At 38.1% G+C, this 19,924-nt stretch carries 15 protein-coding genes; 14 read left to right on the forward strand and 1 reads right to left on the reverse strand.

Going from position 1 to position 19,924, the window contains the following annotated elements; all coding sequences use genetic code 11:
* Positions 1-38: 38 nt before the first annotated feature.
* Genes pstC through phoU form a run of 4 tightly spaced genes read left to right on the forward strand, consistent with a single transcriptional unit; the run spans position 39 to position 4,352 of the window.
* Positions 39-1,502, forward strand: coding sequence for a phosphate ABC transporter permease subunit PstC (gene pstC / locus O9A_RS02650; RefSeq protein ID WP_034458531.1), 1,464 nt, complete (start codon positions 39-41; stop codon positions 1,500-1,502).
* Positions 1,499-2,791: a phosphate ABC transporter permease PstA gene (pstA, locus tag O9A_RS02655; RefSeq protein WP_034458533.1), complete on the forward strand. Its 1,293-nt coding sequence runs from the start codon at positions 1,499-1,501 to the stop codon at positions 2,789-2,791. The genes pstC and pstA overlap by 4 nt, the downstream gene beginning before the upstream one ends.
* A 58-nt stretch (positions 2,792-2,849) precedes the next feature.
* Complete coding sequence (pstB, locus tag O9A_RS02660; protein WP_034458535.1) at positions 2,850-3,608, forward strand: phosphate ABC transporter ATP-binding protein PstB; 759 nt, start codon at positions 2,850-2,852, stop codon at positions 3,606-3,608.
* A gap of 21 nt (positions 3,609-3,629) precedes the next feature.
* Positions 3,630-4,352, forward strand: coding sequence for a phosphate signaling complex protein PhoU (gene phoU / locus O9A_RS02665; protein ID WP_034458537.1), 723 nt, complete (start codon positions 3,630-3,632; stop codon positions 4,350-4,352).
* A 146-nt stretch (positions 4,353-4,498) separates the two neighbouring features.
* On the opposite strand, the gene O9A_RS08255 is transcribed toward phoU, so the two are convergent.
* On the reverse strand, positions 4,499-4,930 hold the full coding sequence (locus tag O9A_RS08255; protein WP_245262468.1) for a site-specific integrase: 432 nt from the start codon (positions 4,928-4,930) through the stop codon (positions 4,499-4,501).
* An 864-nt stretch (positions 4,931-5,794) separates the two neighbouring features.
* On the opposite strand from O9A_RS08255, the gene O9A_RS02675 reads away from it, so the two are divergent.
* From O9A_RS02675 to ileS, 10 genes are all read left to right on the forward strand, one after another.
* Positions 5,795-6,646 carry a cell wall hydrolase gene (locus tag O9A_RS02675; RefSeq protein ID WP_034458539.1) on the forward strand — a complete coding sequence of 284 codons (852 nt, stop codon included), beginning with the start codon at positions 5,795-5,797 and terminating at the stop codon, positions 6,644-6,646.
* Positions 6,647-6,677: 31 nt separating this feature from the next.
* Entirely contained in the window at positions 6,678-7,925 is a 1,248-nt protein-coding gene (locus O9A_RS02680; protein ID WP_034458541.1) for an aminopeptidase, read from the forward strand.
* 57 nt (positions 7,926-7,982) lie between these two features.
* A complete protein-coding gene (gene mutM, locus O9A_RS02685; protein WP_034458543.1) occupies positions 7,983-8,858 on the forward strand; it encodes a bifunctional DNA-formamidopyrimidine glycosylase/DNA-(apurinic or apyrimidinic site) lyase in 876 nt (291 codons plus the stop codon).
* A gap of 82 nt (positions 8,859-8,940) precedes the next feature.
* A complete protein-coding gene (locus O9A_RS02690; protein ID WP_034458545.1) occupies positions 8,941-10,329 on the forward strand; it encodes a M20/M25/M40 family metallo-hydrolase in 1,389 nt (462 codons plus the stop codon).
* Positions 10,330-10,950 carry a ribonuclease D gene (locus tag O9A_RS02695; RefSeq protein WP_034458547.1) on the forward strand — a complete coding sequence of 207 codons (621 nt, stop codon included), beginning with the start codon at positions 10,330-10,332 and terminating at the stop codon, positions 10,948-10,950.
* A 577-nt stretch (positions 10,951-11,527) separates the two neighbouring features.
* Entirely contained in the window at positions 11,528-11,845 is a 318-nt protein-coding gene (locus O9A_RS02700) for a hypothetical protein (RefSeq protein ID WP_034458549.1), read from the forward strand.
* A gap of 1,035 nt (positions 11,846-12,880) precedes the next feature.
* Positions 12,881-13,708: an outer membrane protein gene (locus O9A_RS02710; RefSeq protein ID WP_034458553.1), complete on the forward strand. Its 828-nt coding sequence runs from the start codon at positions 12,881-12,883 to the stop codon at positions 13,706-13,708.
* A 333-nt stretch (positions 13,709-14,041) separates the two neighbouring features.
* The gene (locus O9A_RS02715) at positions 14,042-14,881 is read left to right on the forward strand and encodes a porin (protein ID WP_034458555.1); all 840 of its coding nucleotides are present in this window, start codon (positions 14,042-14,044) and stop codon (positions 14,879-14,881) included.
* A gap of 482 nt (positions 14,882-15,363) precedes the next feature.
* Positions 15,364-16,596 carry an outer membrane protein gene (locus O9A_RS02720; RefSeq protein WP_034458557.1) on the forward strand — a complete coding sequence of 411 codons (1,233 nt, stop codon included), beginning with the start codon at positions 15,364-15,366 and terminating at the stop codon, positions 16,594-16,596.
* A 253-nt stretch (positions 16,597-16,849) separates the two neighbouring features.
* Positions 16,850-19,765, forward strand: a complete 2,916-nt coding sequence (gene ileS, locus O9A_RS02725; RefSeq protein ID WP_034458559.1) for an isoleucine--tRNA ligase — start codon at positions 16,850-16,852, stop codon at positions 19,763-19,765.
* The last annotated feature ends 159 nt before the right edge of the window (positions 19,766-19,924 follow it).

The raw sequence follows: 19,924 nt of genomic DNA on the forward strand, positions 1-19,924 counted from the left end.
TTTTTTGTGCTGCTTTATTTATAAAATTGAAAGACAATATGCGCATTTCCTTCATTATTTTTCTATTATTAATTCTTGCTTGTATTGGCTTTTGTATTTCTTATATGCGAGCTCGTTATTTTGAATACAACACACAATACAAGATGCACTCTCGTACGTGTTATTACGGCTGGTGGACCTTTTTGATAACTATTTTTCCAGCTCTTATTTTTTTAATTTTTTGGGATTATGGCAGTGCAATTTATTTAGAGTATAGTGCTTCTCGAGAGGTTGAAGCATACAGTACAAATGTGACAGAACTTGTTAATCATGATCTTATTTTGGGGATTGTTAGAAGTCTAGTCAAAATATTTCATCACTTTGAGAGGGATCTCACCACTGCTTCGTATGAAGAAGTGCGGGCACAATTATTGGCAAGAGGATTTATTTTTCCTCATCACACATCAGATGATGTATTAAAGATAGCACAGTCATGGGTTAATTCTTCTGAAAAGTTACAGTTTATTGGTCATGGTGTTCTTTTTGTTATTGCATCTTGTGGTTTTATTTGTGGGATTATGCAAATTTCTCCACGTCAGCGTGCGCGCAATAAGGTTGAGTTTTTGATTGTTATTAGCTTGATTTGCGCATCTATCGTTGCGGTTTTGACGACAGTTGCCATTGCGCTCTCTATGTTCTTTCAAACGGTGAGTTTCTTTCAGTCTGTACCCTTTTCAAACTTCTTTTTGGGAACGGTTTGGGATCCACGTTTTTCAGCGAGCGGTGCGGAGGGTGAAGTGGGGCAATTTGGTTTAATACCGCTGCTTGCGGGCACACTTTATATTGCATTTGTAGCAATGCTTTTTGCTGTGCCAATAGGATTATTTTCAGCTCTTTATATGGCTGAATACGCTTCGGCTCGATTACGATCAATAGTAAAGCCATTATTGGAAGTTCTTGCGGGTATTCCAACTATTGTTTATGGCTTTTTTGCTTTGAAGGTTGTCGGACCATTCTTACGTGATCTCTCTGTTTCTCTCTCTGGTGGTGTTGGTTTTATTATGGCTCAAAGTGTTTTGACCGCTGGAGTTGTGATGGGAATTATGTTGATACCTTTTGTTTCTTCTTTGTCAGATGATATTATTACGGCTATTCCACGTATGTTACGTGAAGGATCTTATGGTTTAGGAGCAACGCAATCTGAAACGATTAAAAAAGTCGTTATACCAGCAGCGCTTCCGGGGATTATGGGAGCGATTTTACTGACAGCATCACGTGCAATTGGAGAGACGATGATTGTGGTTTTGGCGGCAGGTGTTGCAGCGAACTTAACATTTAATCCATTCGAAGCAATGACTACAATGACGGTTAAGATTGTTAATCAATTGACAGGTGATTTTGAGTTTAATTCTCCCCAAACGCTTGTTTCTTTTGCTTTAGGAATGACACTCTTTATTATGACTCTTTTGATGAATATTTTTGCTCTCTATATTGTACGTAAATATCGGGAACAATATGAATGAATGAAGATTTTTCTTTCTCTCGTCGCAATATTGGCCTCAAACGTCGATATTGGGCTGAGCGCCGTTTCCGTGCGTATGGTTTGATAGCCATTTTTATTGGTTTATTTTTTTTATTTGCACTTTTATGGTCTGTCATCAGTCAGGGTTATACAGCTTTTTTTCAAAGTGAGATGACATTATCGGTTTATTTAGATGAGAAGGTTATTGATCCAAGTGGTCAGCGTGCAACAAATCCACAGATACTCATAACAGCCAATTATCCTCTTCTTGTACGCAATGCTTTGGCAAGAAAGCTTGATATAGATCCAAATGATCGGGCATCATTGCGGGATATTAGCCGTATGTTTTCAAATAGTGTACGCGTTCAACTGCGTGAAATAGTAACAAAGAATCCACAACTGATTGGCACAACGCAAAAAATCAAAGTCTTGGCAGCAGCGGATATTGATTCTGCTTATAAAGAGCAGATTGATTTGCATGTAGCAGAAAAAAACCGCAAAATTTCTAATCGCCAAGTAGAATGGATGAAACGGTTAGCGCATGATGGTACACTTTATAAAAAATTTAATTTTGGTTTTTTTATATTTGGTGCTTCAAGTCGTCCTGAGACTGCTGGCTTAGGTGTTGCGATAATCGGTTCTCTTTATATGATAGCTATTGTTTTAGTGATTTCATTGCCAATAGGGATAGCAGCAGCTCTTTATTTGGAAGAATATGCACGCAAAAATAAATTTACAGATTTTATTGAGGTTAATATCAATAATCTTGCCGCTGTTCCTTCGATTATTTTTGGTCTTTTAGGACTTGCGGTTTTTGTTAATTTTTTTGGATTACCACGTTCAGCCTCTTTTGTTGGTGGCCTTGTGTTGGCTCTTATGACACTACCAACAATCATTATTGCAACACGTTCTGCTTTACGGGCTGTTCCTTTTTCTATTCGTGCAGCAGCTTTAGGATTGGGAGCATCGAAAACACAAGTGGTTTTTCATCATGTTCTTCCTTTAGCAGCTCCTGGTATTTTGACTGGCACGATTATTGGTGTAGCGCAAGCTTTGGGTGAAACTGCGCCTTTACTTTTGATAGGAATGGTTGCTTTTGTTGTAAATATTCCCGCTACACCCATGGATCCTGCTACAGCTCTACCTGTGCAAATTTTCATGTGGGCAGGTGAAGCAGAACGCGCTTTTGTTGAAAAAACGTCGGGTGCTATTATCGTATTAATGATTTTTCTTTTTATTATGAATATTTTTGCGGTTTTTTTACGTCGACGATTTGAACGTCGCCAGTAACTTTTATACAGTGAGAACTTCGATAACGTTTGTATTTTAAAGTAAGGTGAATTCTGTAATGAAGATTAAAATGCGTGGCCAAGATGTAAAGGTTTTTTATGGAAAAAAAGAAGCTCTCCATGGTATTACTCTTGATATTCCTGAACATCAGGTTACGGCTTTGATAGGTCCTTCAGGTTGCGGAAAGTCAACTTTTTTGCGTTGTTTTAATCGTATGAATGATACGATTGAAGGCGCTAAAATAACCGGATTTATTACCTTAGATGGGGAAAATATTTATGAATCGCGCATTGATGTTGTAGAGTTGCGTGCGCGTGTTGGAATGGTTTTTCAAAAACCTAGTCCTTTTCCAAAATCTATTTTTGAAAATGTTGCTTATGGTCCACGTATTCACGGTTTAGCCAAATCGCGTGCTGAATTGCACGATGTGGTTGAGAAGAGTTTAAGGCAGGCAGGTTTATTTGAAGAAGTGAAAGATCGTCTTCATGAGTCAGGGACCAGTTTATCAGGAGGGCAGCAACAGCGCTTGTGTATTGCGCGTGCTATTGCAGTTAGTCCTGAAGTTATTTTGATGGATGAGCCTTGTTCGGCTCTTGATCCAATTGCAACGGCTCGTATTGAAGAACTTATCGATGCTTTACGAAAGGATTATACAATCGTCATTGTGACACATTCGATGCAGCAGGCAGCACGTGTTTCTCAATACACAGCCATGTTTCATTTGGGGAATCTAGTAGAAGTTGGGGAAACTGAAATGATGTTCACTTCACCAAAAGAGCAGCGTACGCAGGATTATATTACGGGGCGTTTTGGATAGGTGAATTGAGGAGTACAGAATATGTCTATAAAACATACTGTTCGTGCTTATGATGCAGAACTAAAATATTTGGAAGAAAAGATCATAGGAATGGGTGGTCACGCGGAAAAAATGATTGAACGTTCTGTCGCGTCAATAGTGTGTAATGATCTTCAGCTTGCTGCTACAGTTATTGCAGATGACTTGTTTTTAGATGAAGCAGAACGCGATATTGATGAAAAAGCGATTACGATTATTTGCAAACGCCAACCGATGGCTGTTGATTTACGTGAAATTGTTGGTGCTATTCGCATTTCTTCTGATCTTGAACGGATTGGGGATATGGCTAAAAATATTGCTAAGCGAACAGTTGCACTTTCAGAAATACGTCAACCTAAGACCTTTTACTGTAGGTTTGAAACGATTACAACTTTGGCGCTCAATCAGTTAAAGGAAGTATTGAATGCTTACACGAGTCGCTTATTAGATCATGTTGGCGCAGTCCGCGAACGTGATGGTAAAATTGATGCTCTGTATACTTCTCTTTTTCGTGAACTTTTAACTTATATGATGGAAGATATGCGCAATATTACGGTTTGTACGCATTTACTTTTTTGTATAAAAAATATTGAAAGAATTGGAGATCATGTCACCAATATTGCTGAAACACTGCACTATATCATAACGGGTTACCATATGTCTTGCGATCGTCCTCGCGATGATCTTACCTATAAAGTTGGGATAGATGGGAAGGAAATAGACTAAAATTTTCTCTTACGGAACAAGTAACAATTAAGTCAAGAAGCTATTCTTAGAAGTAAAAGATTTATTGGTTATTGATTTCTGTTATATGTTTTTCCTCTATCCTTAACTTCTTTGGAGCTTTTTTAGTAATTCAAAGGCGAGTTTTTTTACGATCTGTGCTCTTTTAATAAGATGGCATAATATCGTCCTCCCATCTCAAAGGTGCTTTGAGTTTTAATACTGTTTGCTCCTGAGTTAGCAGTGCGTGTTGCTGCTAATTTTTTCAAACCGTGTGCTGACTTTTTTGTATCTGCTTGAATGCATGCCTTACAAAATAAAACCCCGAAGCTTGCTTCGGTTATCTTCTTACCTTTTTTACCAAAAATGAATGTTTTCTTGCCTATGGAAGAAATTTTAAAGATTTCTGCTAATTCCGGTAAAATAAGAAGAACATCTGTTTTGAATTTACTTTTCTCTGTCTTGAGGTGGATGATATTATCTTTGGTGTCTTGCCAGCCAATACAAACCGCGTCACTACGACGTAAGCCTTTGTAAAGCGGAGAATCAATCCAAACGCGTTCATGGTGCCATGTGACCAACGTTGATAATATTTCTCAATCTCTTCTTCTGTCCAAATAGGAAATCCACTCTTGTTTTTTAGAGGAGGTATTCTTAAAGCTGGGTTAACTGCTCAAAGATCTTATTCAATTGCCCATTGAACAAAGTCCTATAGAGTGTTTTCATAAATTCTTTAGCCATTGTTGATTTTTCTTTGCGCTTTTCAACCAATAGCTATGATATGTATTTTTTTGATTGGCCTATAGGGAATGTTTCCCATGGAATCGGAAGCGTTTATTTTTCTGTTTTTGTGGAATTTTAAAGAGGCAATGCCAATTGGTACTGTTAAATTACTGTTTAAGCAGCCATGCAAATGAATCTTCAACAATGATGCATAAAATGATTTTTTTAAGAAAATTGGGCATTTTCCTGAGAATAGCAGGAGCAGCGACATGATATACGTGTTATGGACAATGGCAAAAAAGCAAAGAGGTTTTTAATAGTGCGGATTTTTAATTCTTAATTTGACGGATTTTGATATGGGCTAGTACCCTTGTTTATAGTTTTGTAAGATAGGAAGCTTCTTTAGGATTGATATGGATAGTTTTAGTACTCCGATCTTTACTCGTATATAGAATTGTTTGGGAGTTTTCGAAGGTATATTATTTATTGCAATTCAAAGTGTAAAGAGTGATATTGTTTGGTTATCTTTATTCATTAATAATAACGATATTGATCTATAATTAAGGCTTTGTTTATTTTTTATTTTATAAATGCCTTTTAATTACTGATTGTATTAAAATTTTACTAAGTGGTAACAATTAGTCGTATACTTTCTTTGAAGATACATTTAAAACTCATTCAAATTTTGAAGATTTCAAATATATGGGGATGTGTTGTATAAAATGAAAAAAAATTTTTGGACTGTTTTTGTTAGCTGTTTTTTAGCACCAATTGTTATTGTGGGGTGTGCTTTAGATCATTTTTCTGCTGGAAAAGTGAGTGATAATAAGAAGGCAAAAACAGTAATATATCCATTGACCGAGCGCCAATGTCTTATGCGCGCAATGTATTTTGAATCAAATCGTACCAGCCGTGAAGGAATGATTGCTGTTGGCACTGTTGTTATGAATCGTGTTAATTCAAGTGCTTATCCAAAAACAATTTGCGGTGTTGTTGGTCAGTACAAACAGTTTGCTCCCGGTGTTTTAACGCGTCCTATGACAGAGCCGGCATCTGTTGCGCGTGTTAGAGAGGCAGCTGATGCTGTTTTACGCGGCGAACGGGATAAGAAAGTCAAAAACGCTAAGTTTTTTCATACTGCTGGTTTATCTTTTCCTTATAAAAATATGCACTATGTTCGTGTTGCGGGAGGGAATTCCTTTTATGAAAAGCGCTCACGTGATGGATCTCTTCAGGTTCCTCATAATGATCGTCCCTATGATGTCGCTTATGCTTTTGCTCAGGAACGTTTTAGTAATGCGCGAAGTTTCATGGATATGGGCTTAGCAAGCAAGGAAATAAAAGTAGAGGGAAGACAAAATGCATCTCCTTCGATAGAGGTAACACAGGTGGACAAAGCACATACTACGCCTTTTGTTGTGGTACAGCTTGATAAAGTTCCTATTCCTAATTATGCACCTAATCGTACAGATAAAAAAGAGGAAACAAAACCGGCTGTGGCTTATAATCTGCTCTCATCAGATCAGTTAAATGCAGTTGTTGCAATGTTAGAAGAACGGTACAGAATCCGGTAGTTTTTTCACAATCAAAGGAAGGATATTGGTAGTGTACTTTGATATTCATGAAACAATTTCGTCTGAAAAGCTTAATCGTCTTGCCGAAATTACGGTAAAAGTAGGATTGAATCTACAAGAGGGGCAAGATCTTCTTTTGACCGCACCAGTTTCGGCATTACCTTTTGTCCGGCGTATTGCATATCATGCTTATAAGGCTGGTGCTGGTGTGATTACACCGCTTTTTAGTGATGACATGTTATCGCTTACGCGTTTTGAAAATGCGCAGAATGCTAGTTTCGATTGTGCGCCTTCTTGGCTTTATGAGGGGATGGCGCAAGCCTTTAGAAATGGGGCTGCACGTTTAGCTATCGTTGGTGATGACCCTTCTCTACTTTCTAATCAGGATTTTAATAAGGTTGCGCGTTTGAGTAAAGCCACTTCAATGGCTTACCAGCCTGCTCTTAAAGAAATATCGAATTTTGCTATAAATTGGTCGATAGTTGCCTATCCAACAGCAGGTTGTGCTGCAACGATTTTTCCCGCGTTGCCAATAAATGAAGCAATTAGGAAATTAGCTGATGTAATTTTTGCTGCTTCACGTGTTACAGGAGAAGATCCGGTTCACGCATGGGGTGTCCATAATACAACTTTGAAGCAACGGTCATCATGGCTTAATGACCAGCGTTTCGCTGCTTTACATTTTAAAGGTCCAGGGACTGATTTAACAGTTGGTTTGGCCGATGATCATGAATGGCAGGGTGGTGCATCAGTTGCTCAAAATGGTGTTGTCTGTAATCCGAATATTCCGACAGAAGAAGTCTTCACAACTCCTCATGCACATAAGGTTGAAGGTTTTGTTCGTTCGACGAAGCCACTTTCTTACCAGGGAACACTGATCAATAATATAGAGGTACGTTTTGAAGCAGGGCGTATTGTTAAGGCATGTGCTTCGAAAGGACAGGAAGTTTTGCAACAGGTTTTACAAAGTGATGAGGGTGCGAGTCGGCTGGGTGAAGTTGCTCTTGTTCCGCATTCTTCACCGATTTCAAAGAGTAACCTTCTTTTTTATAATACGTTATTTGATGAAAATGCTGCATGTCATATTGCTTTGGGGCAATGTTATTCAAAGTGCTTTTTAAATGGAGCATCATTGTTGCCAGAGGAAATTGCAGCGCGTGGTGGTAATAAAAGTATGATTCATATTGATTGGATGATTGGATCAGGTGAAATTGATATAGACGGCATTACGAAAGATGGTATGAGAATTCCTGTATTTCGTAATGGTGAATGGGTTTAATAGTATTATTTTTTCAATGGTATTGTTGGAAAACGCATGATTATTTTAAGAAGATAGATGCCTGAACTTCCTGAAGTAGAGACGGTTCGTCGTGGACTTGAGCCTGTTATAACTGGTGCAAAGATACTATCTGTTATGCTTAATCGAAGAAATTTGCGATTTCCTTTTCCAGAGGCGTTTCCTGAGCGGCTTATGGGCAGAACGATTATAGAACTTGGCCGACGCGCGAAATATTTATTATTTCATCTTTCGCAGAACGAAACGATTTTAAGCCATTTAGGGATGTCAGGATCGTGGCGCATAGAGGGTGATTTTTTAAAAGAAAAATTTTCTACTATAAGTAAATTTGTTAATCATGATCACGTTGTTATAGATATTCAAGCAAAGGATGGTAAAGTTTATTGTCTTACTTATAATGATATTCGTCGTTTTGGGTTTATGCTTTTAGTAGATACAAGAAGGCTTTATGAACATCCACTTTTAAAGAAGCTAGGGCTCGAGCCTACGAGTAATGCGTTTTCTGGGAGTTATTTACAGGAAGCTTTTGTTAATAAAAAAATATCTCTCAAAGGAATTTTGCTTGATCAATCTATTGTTGCTGGTCTTGGGAATATTTATGTTTGCGAAGCACTTTGGCGTAGTCGTTTGTCTCCACAGCGTGGTGCATTCACATTAGCATTGAAAACTGAATGTGCACGCGAATTTGCAGATTCCTTAGCACGGAATATACGTAATGTGATTACTGAAGCGATTTCTTCTGGTGGTTCTACTTTACGTGATTATATTCGTACAGATGGCTCACTTGGTTATTTTCAACACTCTTTTTCAGTTTATGGACGAGAAGGCAAGGAATGTTTGCAATGTGGAATACCTATTGTACGTATTTTGCAATCTGGACGTTCAAGTTTTTACTGCTTACAGTGCCAAAAATGAATAAGATGTCTTGCAAAATCCTCCAAGAAGCTTAGAGTCGTGCGCTTATATCTATAGTTATACAAAGCTTGAAAGTTTTTTTATGTTGAATAAAGTGCTAACACATCTTGATGAGAATATAGAAAAGAGCCTTGAACGCCTTTTTTCTCTTTTACGTTTTCAATCAATTTCTACGGACTCTACTTATAAGGATGAGTGTTGTAAAGCTGCTGATTGGTTAGTGGAGGATTTGAAAAGCATAGGCTTTGAGGCTTCAAGGCGCGATACATCGGGGCATCCAATAGTTGTTGGTCATCATCCAGGACCTTCAGATGATTGTTTGCATGTATTGTTTTACGGACATTATGATGTTCAACCTGTTGATCCGTTGAGTTTATGGGAAGATGATCCATTTACACCTTCTTTGAAAGAGAGAGAGGGAGATGAAGTTATTTGTGCACGTGGAGCTTCAGATGACAAAGGTCAGTTGATGACGTTTATTGAAGCGTGTCGTGCATTTAAGAAAGAGATAGGGCAACTTCCTGTTAAAGTTACTGTTTTATGTGAAGGTGAAGAAGAAATCGGGTCTCCTTCTCTTGTTCCTTTTTTGAAAGCGAATAAGGATGAACTCAAGGCTGACTGCGCATTGGTTTGTGATACGTCGATGTGGGATGTCGATACGCCTTCTATTTCTGTTGCTCTTCGGGGGCTTCTGGGAGAAGAGGTTATCATCACAGCAGCTAATCGTGATTTGCACTCTGGTTATTTTGGGGGTGCAGCCGCCAATCCCATTCGTATTTTAACTAAAGTTTTGGCAGGACTTCATGACGAAAATAATAGGGTAACACTTCCTGGTTTTTATGATGGAGTAGAAGAAACACCTCTACATATTTTGCAATCATGGAATGCGTTGAATTGCACTGCTGAAAATTTTCTTGGCCCTATAGGGCTTTCGCTTCCTGCTGGTGAAAAAGGACGGAGCATTTTAGAACTCGTGTGGGCGCGTCCTACAGCAGAAATTAATGGTATTAGTGGTGGTTATGAGGGAGAAGGAATAAAAACGGTTATTGCTTCTCAAGCGAGTGCAAAAGTATCATTTCGTTTAGTACATAAGCAAGATCCAGAGAAAATACGTCAAGCCTTTCGTGATTATGTGCGCAGTCTTATTCCTGCTGACTGTACTGTTGTATTTAAAGGGCATGGTGCTTCTCCAGCAATTCAGCTTCCCTATGATTCCCCTTTTGTTGGGGCAGCGAAAGATGCTTTATCGCAAGAGTGGCGCAACCCGGCTTTATTGACAGTCATGGGTGGTTCGATTCCAATTGTTGCAGATTTTCAGTCAATTCTTGATATGGAAACTGTTTTGGTTGGGTTTGCATTGGCTGATGATCGTATTCATTCACCTAATGAAAAATATAATCTAAAATCGTTTCATAAAGGACAGCGGTCTTGGGCACGTATTCTTGCCACTTTAGCAAAGACAGGAGGGTAGATGACTGAAATCCGTGTTCATCAAGGTGATTTACCAAACTTGAATAATTATAAAATTAATGCTGTTGCAGTTGATACTGAAACTTTGGGATTACAACCCCACCGTGATCGTTTATGTGTTGTTCAACTTTCTTCTGGAGATGGTACTGCTGATGTTATACAGATTGCTAAAGGACAGAAGAGTGCTCCCAATTTGGTCAAATTGCTTTCAGATAGGGCTATCACTAAAATATTCCATTTTGGGCGTTTTGATCTTGCTATTTTAGCACATACATTTGGTGTTATGCCAGATGTTGTTTTTTGTACAAAGATTGCCTCAAAACTCACGCGTACTTACACGGATCGTCATGGATTGAAGGAGATTTGTGGTGAATTGCTGAATGTGAATATTTCTAAACAGCAACAGTCTTCGGATTGGGCCGCAGAAACTTTGTCGCGTGCGCAAATTGAGTATGCCGCATCAGATGTTTTATATTTGCATCGTTTAAAAGATGTATTTGAAGAACGCTTAAAGCGTGAAGAGCGGGAAAGTGTTGCGAAGGCATGTTTTCAATTTTTGCCGATGAGAGCAAAGCTTGATCTTTTAGGGTGGTCGGAGGTTGATGTTTTTGCGCATAGCTGAGTTTAGAAACTTGTTTTTTAAACTTGGAGTAGAGTGTTCTAAAAAACAAAATGCCTATAAATAGATGGACATTTGCATTTTTTTGTTTTCTCATCTGTTTTGGTTACTGCTTTTATGATTCTATCCTTATGAAGGGAGTGCTCTCTCATGATTACACAATAAAAACGCGTTTATGAATATGTGCTTTAGTGCATTTTTAGCAGTTTTTATTTTTTTTTAGATTAAACAAAAAGGAATAGGCAGTTTTAGAGGGGACAGAAAATGTCAGTAGTGATGTGCACAGGTTTTCTATACTAGTAATACTTCCGAAATTGTATTTTGCATACGGAGAAAATGTTTTTGCGCGAAAATATATTGCTAAACACCCGTTTAGTATTTTACATTTCATAACGCATTGTTTTCTTATTGGTGAAAAAAGCAGTAATTTCTAGTTGAAATAGCTTAAAATTTTCTATTGATTTTAAAGTCAAAGTGCTAAAAGGCTCTGTTTTGGAGAGTCCTCCATTTTTTCCTATGGAAATTTGGAGCAGGAGCACTAGTTAAAATCCATTATGGATATTATAATGGAGATATAATTATGAATATGAAATATTTCATTACGGCTTCTGCCACTTTTGTTTCGATCTCTTTAGCACAGGCAGCTACAGCTAGTCTTGTGGCTACTCAGAGGCTGGTAGAGGGAGTTTCTTCTTCTCGAATTTTTTTTTCTGATGCACACAAAAACAAATCTTTGGGTGAAGTTTTACGAATAGAATTTTCTTGTCTTGGTAATAACCAAGGGAAAGCAGTTGAGTTGATAACTGTAGCATCGTCTTTGGTTAAAGGAAAAGGTTTAAAATCTGAGAGAAGACGAGGAGGACGTCCTAGATTTTCGCGAGGTCCGATGAGTTTTTAGTAAGCGAAGCGTTGATATCAGAAGGCATGGTTTTATTTTTTCTAAATGGTGACGTTTAAAGAAAGTGGGTGTTTTTGCTGATTTAAAAGTTAGTTTGTTGCACTACTCATTTGTGGTGTAGATTTTAGGATGGGTGAATATACCGTTCATGTAATGCATATATCCCGATCTCGGTAAAGTGCTAAGGGAGAGTTATAGTGGTACACATTTACAAGCTGTCTGCTTTTTGAGGTCAAAACTGTGGTGGTGGGTTTGTTGTGTTGATTTAAGAGACAGAAGTTCTTTTTAGCAGTGTATTATATTGATCACAGAAATTTGAAGGGAAACCTGTTTTTTCATAAGTCAGTGCAAGGTATTTTTCGGGGAGATTGGTGATTCTTTGAGAGAGGTGAGGCGTGGTATATTGGGTCTGCATTTTCTAGTGAAGTGACAGCTTATGTGCCTCATTTTTTCTATTCAGAGGGTGCATGCAGTTTAGAGATTCTGAGGTGTTTTAAAAGTTAGTCTAAAGAGCACAAATAAATGGCAACCTTATATGATATTGCGTAATCGTTCTGAAAAAGATTCTTTAGAGAAGTGTAAGCAGCAAAAAAATAATAAGTGCGTAAAGAACTTCATTTTGAAGGAGAATGGGTGGAATCAGGAAGGGAGGGCTGTGCAGTTTATTTGGTGTTTTGTATCGTTCGTGGTGTTATTTAGGCATGAACGGAGCCTTTAAATGAAGGCTTTGTGTATGTACGGGAGGTTGAGAGTATGTATTTTACATTCGTGAGGGAACTTGTTCAACAAAAGAATATTATTGTTCAAATTTTGTAAGGATTCATAAAAAACAGCATGAAATTTGAGAAGGGGATTAATAATTTTGCTTTGCTATAACTTACAGGTCCTTATTTATTGCAGATTAAACGATTTCTAAGAGAAGAGGGCATTGATGGTTTTCTTTTTTATGGGTGTATCATTTTTACTACAGATATTTATAGTTGTGGCTCTATATGAAATCGCGTGTTCAAATATTCAGCTATTGGAGAGAAAATTATGAATATGAAATGGTTAATAACGGTTTCTGCATTCGCTTTTGTTTCAGCAGCGCAGGCAGCAGATATTTTCGTTCCCCCCAGCCATACACCCGTTGCACCAGTTATTGTTGCTCCAACTTTTTCTTGGACAGGTTTTTATATTGGTGGTCAGATTGGTGGTTTTTCGAGCAAAACAAAGATGGATATCCTGAGTAACGGAAAAACTTTTCCTATCAGTGATGATTTTTTGCCTAAACTATCCGGTTTCATGGGTGGTCTTTATGGAGGTTCTAATATCGATCTCGGCAATGGCTTGATTTTAGGTGTTGATACAGATATCATTTGGACTGATAAAAATGATACAAAGACAATACCAGCGTACGGAATTAGTAATAATCAAGTGGATTATGTGAATAAGATGCTGAAAGATGCTGGTATTAATATTGGTAATAATAGACTCGAAGCTGGTGATAAACGAGCGCATAGTTTCACTTTTAAAGAGAAATGGGCTGGCGCTACGCGTGTACGGATTGGTTTTGCTGCTGAACGTATTATGCCTTATGTTGCTGGTGGTATTGCTTATACACAACTTCAAGATATTGTGTCGATATCAATAACAAAAAACAATACAGGGAAAGTGATAGCTTCTGGTAACCTATCTGATGAAACAAAGACGCTTGTTGGTTACACTCTTGGTGCTGGTGTTGATGTAGCAATGACCAATAATGTTATCGTTCGTGCGGAATACCGTTACTCGGATTTTGGTAAAAAGAAATTCTCAAACGATAAATATGAAACTTCCTACAAAACCAATGACTTCCGTGTTGGTGTCGCTTACAAATTTTAGTATATCGTAAGTTAAATTACTAAAAGGTTTTTAAGAATAGCATATTTGGTTTTTTTGTGGCACTATTATCACAGTTCTCCTATTATTATGCATACGGAATATCGTTAAGCGTTGGTTTTTTTTAAGAAAAATTTGTAAAAGATAAACAGTAATTTAATTGTAATATCAATGATTTACGCATGTGTATAACTTGCAATTTTTCATATAAAACGAAATTACTCAGAGGCTCCGTCTGTAACGGGGCTTCTATTTTTATGACTGTGGTATTTTTACTACAGATTTTCTTTGCGTAAGTGTTTAATATTGTACCATAAATAAATAGGAGCAAAATTTATGAATATAAAATCTTTAATGACGACTTCTGTTATCGCTTTGCTTTCAGCTTCTGCGGTACAGGCTGCTGATGTTATCGTTCCTCATGAAATAGCACCTGCAGTTATTACTGCCCCTACTTTTTCTTGGACAGGTTTTTATATTGGTGGTCAAGTTGGAAATTTTTCGAGTAAGGTTGAGGTAACTGATCCGAATACAAAAAACAAACTTTTCAGTAAAGATGATGCACCTAAGCCTTCAGGTTTTATGGGTGGCGTTTATGCAGGTTCCAACATAGATCTTGGAAATAATGTAATTCTAGGAGTTGAAACTGATGCGGTTTGGGCTGACCGAGAAGACTCAAAAACCCTTTCTTCTAAAGCTATTGAGGAAACTAAACTTGGAGAATTTAAGGCTTCTCTTACAAAAGCTAATGCTGTTGTTGCTACAGGGAAAAAAATTGATGATATCAAAAAAGAGGATAAGCATACAGATAGTTTAGTTTTAAAAGAAAAATGGTCTGGTGCTACTCGCGTACGTATTGGTTTTGCAGCCGCTGATCGCATTATGCCTTATGTTTCTGGTGGTGTTTCTTATGTGCAGGTACAAGCTGTCAGTTCTACTAAGGTAACGCAAGCAGCAGATGGTGCAGAAATCGTTTCTGCTAAATTTTTTGATAAAACAAAGACATTAGTTGGTTTTACTCTTGGCGGTGGTGTTGATTTTGCTATGACTGATAATGTTTTATTGCGTGCGGAATATCGTTACTCAGATTTCGGTAAAAAGAAATTCGAGAAGGATGGAAGTGAGCTTAGCTATAAGACCAATGATTTCCGTGTTGGTGTAGCTTATAAATTCTAATTGATTATGAATTAAAGCATATCTAAATTATAAAGAGGCTCAGTTTTTGACTGAGCCTCTATTTTTATAACTGTATTACTTTTACGACATATTTTTTAAAAAAAATGTTACATGGATAGCATTGGCTTTATAACTACTTGTTATGAAGCCTTATGTTACTAATGATATTACCTGTACGTAGTTGTAAGTTGTCCATTTGATTTCAGTAGAAAATAAATCTATAGCAATTGTACATATTGTCTTATTTTATTAAGAGAAAGAAGATAGTTGGCTATATCCTTGATGAAGGAGTTGGCCTTGCAATAATTGATAATATGATTTTGCCTGTTGGTTTCGCTTACGAGTTTTTATTGAGTGGAAAACCATAAGAAGCTCTGTCTTTAACGAACCCTCTATTTTTTTGTGACTGTGGTATTTTTACTACAGATATTTTAAAGTGATCTCTCTATATATATATCGTTTTGGATATTTGGAGATATTTTATGAATACGAAACGTTTAATAACAGCATCTATTTTGGCTTTGATTTCATCTTCTACAGCGCAAGCAGCTGATGTGGGAATTCCTCATCAATTAGTATCAGCTTCTTCGCCAGTTATTACAGTTCCAACTTTCACGTGGACAGGTTTTTATGCGGGAGTGCAAGCTGGTGGTTTTTCGAGTAAAACTGATATGAGTATTGTTGGTAAAGACAAAACTGTGCCATTGAGTAAAGATTTATCACCTAAACTTTCGGGTTTTGAAGGTGGTTTTTATGCAGGTTCTAATATTGATTTTGGCAATGACTTCATTTTTGGTGTTGATACGGATTTAATGTTATCTGGTCAAAAACACACAAAGACAATTAATATAGGTGTGTTTGATGATGCTGCAGTGAACGGTTTAATGGCAAGATCTCGTAGATCAGTGCGTTCAGTATCAGGGATTCCATCAGCATCAGCATCAGCACCAGCACCAGCACTAGCACCAGCACCAGCACTAGCATCAGCACCAGTATCAGCACCAGTATCAGCACCAGTATCAGCACCAGCACCAGCACCGGTAATAGCAGCAAAGCCGACAGTATCAGCAGTTGTTAATGCAAGTGCTCATGCTCGCGGTCATTCCGGTGGACCTGGTGGTGATGCGCGTAGCAGACATCATGGTGCTGGAAATGGAGCTTACCCACATATTATGGGTATTAATTCACATAGGGCTAGTGGACATAATGCTAGTCCATATGATTCACAGAATATGGCTGGACATAGTGCACAATATACAAAAGTTGCGGAGAAAAACGTTAGTGGTGTATATGGTATAGAGCAAGTGAAGAAGCAGATTTCTGAACATGGTCTTGAACAAGATGGTGTTGAAACTTTAAGTCATACTTTAAAGCAGAATTGGGCAGGTGCTACACGAGTGCGTGTTGGTTTTTCTGTTGATCGCGTTATGCCTTATGTTGCTGGCGGTATTGCTTATACCCAGCTTCATGACACTGTATCGATATCATTTAAGAAAGACGATGAGAGAGTTGTTGCTAAGAATTTAACTGATGAAAAAAAGACAATGATTGGTTATACTCTTGGTGGTGGTGTTGACTTTGCGATGACTGATAATGTTTTGCTTCGTGCGGAATATCGTTATTCGGACTTTGGTAAAAAGAAATTTGCAAAGGAAAATCTTGAAATTAACTATAAGACCAATGATTTCCGTGTTGGTGTCGCTTACAAATTCTAATTTATTGTAAAATTAAATTTTTAAGAGGCTCTGCCAAAGGTGGAGCCTTTATTTTTTGAAGAAGATCATTTTGGAGTTTCCTTTCTTGATAGTTTCATGATAAAGCCCGTAAAGTGTGATGATATATCTTCTTGATCGCTGCTTAATACGAATGATTGAATTGGCTTTCCTCATAGATCAAAAAACCAGAGTTGCAGGGTTCAGGGAAGTTATGCAAAAATGAAATCGTAAAAGTAGACAGGAATATTTCACAATGACTGTGAAAAATGAAACAGTAGATTATTCGAAAACTCTTTATCTACCACAAACAAATTTTCCGATGCGTGCGGGTTTGCCACAAAAAGAGCTTGAACTGATGGAGCAATGGGAAAAGAGAGGGCTTTATGCCCAATTGCGCCAGCAAGCAAAAGATCGTCCACTTTATACTCTTCATGATGGACCACCCTATGCAAATGGCCATATTCATATTGGGCATGCTTTAAACAAAGTTTTAAAGGATGTGATTATCCGTTCATTTCAGATGCGCGGTTTTAATGCGAATTATATACCTGGTTGGGACTGCCATGGTCTTCCGATTGAATGGAAGATTGAAGAAAAATATCGTGCGCAAGGAAAGAATAAGGACGATGTACCTCTTAACGAATTTCGTCAAGAATGTCGTGAATTTGCACAACATTGGATAACTGTTCAAAGTGAAGAATTTAAACGCCTTGGCGTTATTGGGGATTTTAACAGGCCTTACACTACAATGGCTTTTCATGCAGAGGCACGCATTGCCAATGAATTGATGAAATTTGCTCTGTCAGATCAGATCTATCGTGGTTCAAAGCCTGTTATGTGGTCTGTTGTGGAGCGTACGGCTTTGGCTGAGGCAGAGATTGAATATCATGATCATGAATCAGACGTTATCTGGGTTAAATTTCCTGTTCTTCAAGCGGATTCTAAGGATTTATATGGTGCTTATGTCGTGATTTGGACAACGACTCCATGGACAATACCGGCTAACCGTGCGGTGAGTTATTCTTCGCAGATTTCTTATAGTATTTACGAAGTTAAAAGTGCAGAAAATGATTTTGGTCCTCAAGTTGGAGAAAAACTTCTCTTTGCTGATGCTCTGGTTACGAGTTGTGCAGAAAAAGCAAAACTTGTTCTGAAACGTTTGCGTATTATTTCTGCTGAAGAGCTTAAAACCCTTGTTCTTTCTCATCCACTTAAAGGATTAGCTGAAGGTTATAATAATAAGGTTGCGATGCTTGATGGTGCACACGTAACAGAGAGTGCTGGTACAGGATTCGTTCATACAGCGCCCAGCCATGGACGTGAAGATTTTGAAATTTGGAATGCTTATAAATCACTGTTGGAGCAATCTGGTATTGATTCATCAATACCGTTTCCCATTGATGATGCTGGCTTTTATACGAAAGATGCTCCTGGTTTTGGACCTGACCGTAAAGGAGGAGCTGCACGCGTTATTGATGATAATGGCAAAATGGGTGATGCCAATAAAGAGGTTATTAACGCTTTAATTAAAGCGGATCGGTTGTTTGCACGGGGTCGTTTAAAACATTCCTACCCTCATAGTTGGCGTTCGAAAAAACCGGTCATTTTTCGTAATACACCCCAATGGTTTATTTCGATGGATAAAGATCTTGGAGATGGTTCAACCTTACGCAGTCGGGCTTTAAAGGCTGTTTCGATGACGCGTTTTGTGCCTTCTTCTGGCCAAAATCGTTTAGCTTCTATGATAGCAGATCGCCCTGATTGGGTTCTTTCTCGCCAGCGTGCTTGGGGTGTTCCGATTTGTATTTTTGCCAATGAGGATGGCGTCATTCTTAAAGATGAGCGCGTGAATGAGCGTATTTTGCGTGCTTTTGAAGCAGAAGGGGCAGATGCATGGTTTGCTGAAGGAGCACGTGAACGTTTTTTAGGTGAACGTGCGCATGAGTCTTGGATTCAGGTCCTTGATATTCTTGATGTTTGGTTTGATTCTGGAGCGAGCCATAGTTTTGTATTAGAAGATCGAGGTGATTTGAAATGGCCTGCTGATGTCTATTTTGAAGGGTCTGATCAGCATCGTGGATGGTTCCAGTCTTCTCTTTTAGAAAGTTGTGGTACGCGCGCTTGTTCTCCTTATAAAGCGGTGATCACACACGGTTTTACTTTGGATGAAAATGGCAAGAAAATGTCTAAATCTCTGGGGAATACAGTTGTTCCGCAAGAAATTATTAAAACATTCGGTGCCGATATTTTTCGTCTCTGGGTCATGACAACCGATTATTGGGAAGATCAGCGCTTAGGCAAAAAAATTCTTCAGACAAATGTCGATTCCTATCGTAAATTGCGTAATGCAATTCGCTGGATGCTTGGAACTTTAGCGCATGATGAAGGAGAAAAAATATCTTATTGCGTACTGCCAGATCTGGAAAAATTGATATTACATCGGCTTTTTGAACTCGATCAATTGATTAATCGAGCTTATGATGATTTTGATTTTAAAAAGATTATGCGTGCATTATTAGATTTTTCGATCACTGAATTATCAGCATTTTATTTTGATATTCGCAAAGATTCTCTTTATTGCGATGCGCCTTCATCAAAAAAACGTAAGGCTTCTTTGCAAGTTATCCGTGAAATTTTTGAGCGAATGGTAATATGGCTTGCTCCCATGTTGCCTTTTACCATGGAAGAAGCGTGGTTGGAACGTTACCCAGAAAGTCAGTCTGTGCATTTGGAACAGTTCCGTTCTGTGCCAGGGGAGTGGCAGAACGAATCTTTGGCTGAACGTTGGAAAAAGGTTCGGCAGGTTCGTAAAGTTGTGACGGGTGCTTTAGAGCTTGAACGTGCTGATAAGCGTATTGGATCATCTTTAGAAGCAGCACCCATTGTTTTTATTTCTAATCCGGTTTTAAGAGAGGCGTTAGAAAATTTGGATATGGCAGAAATTTGTATCACCAGTGCTCTAACAATTACTCAAGATGTTCCACCTTCGGATGCTTTTATTCTAAATGATGTTGAAGGTGTTGGTGTATATCCAAGAAAGGCTTTGGGTACAAAATGTGCTCGATCATGGCGGTATACACAAGATGTTGGAAGTGATTCAGCCTATCCTGATGTCTCTGCCCGTGATGCTGCTGCTTTGCGGGAATTACAGGTGCTCGGAAAGATTTAAAAAACTTCGGATCAAAAGGAAAAATCCAGGATTTAAAACAGCATTGTTGTCGTTTGAATTCTGTGATTGATGCCCATGATATTTTATGGTAATAGAAAGTTCCGTTGTTTTATCTTTTTGGGGGGTAAGTTTGTGTATGGAATTGATCTCCAATAAATC

The organism is Bartonella koehlerae C-29 (assembly GCF_000706625.1).
GTDB lineage: Bacteria > Pseudomonadota > Alphaproteobacteria > Rhizobiales > Rhizobiaceae > Bartonella > Bartonella koehlerae.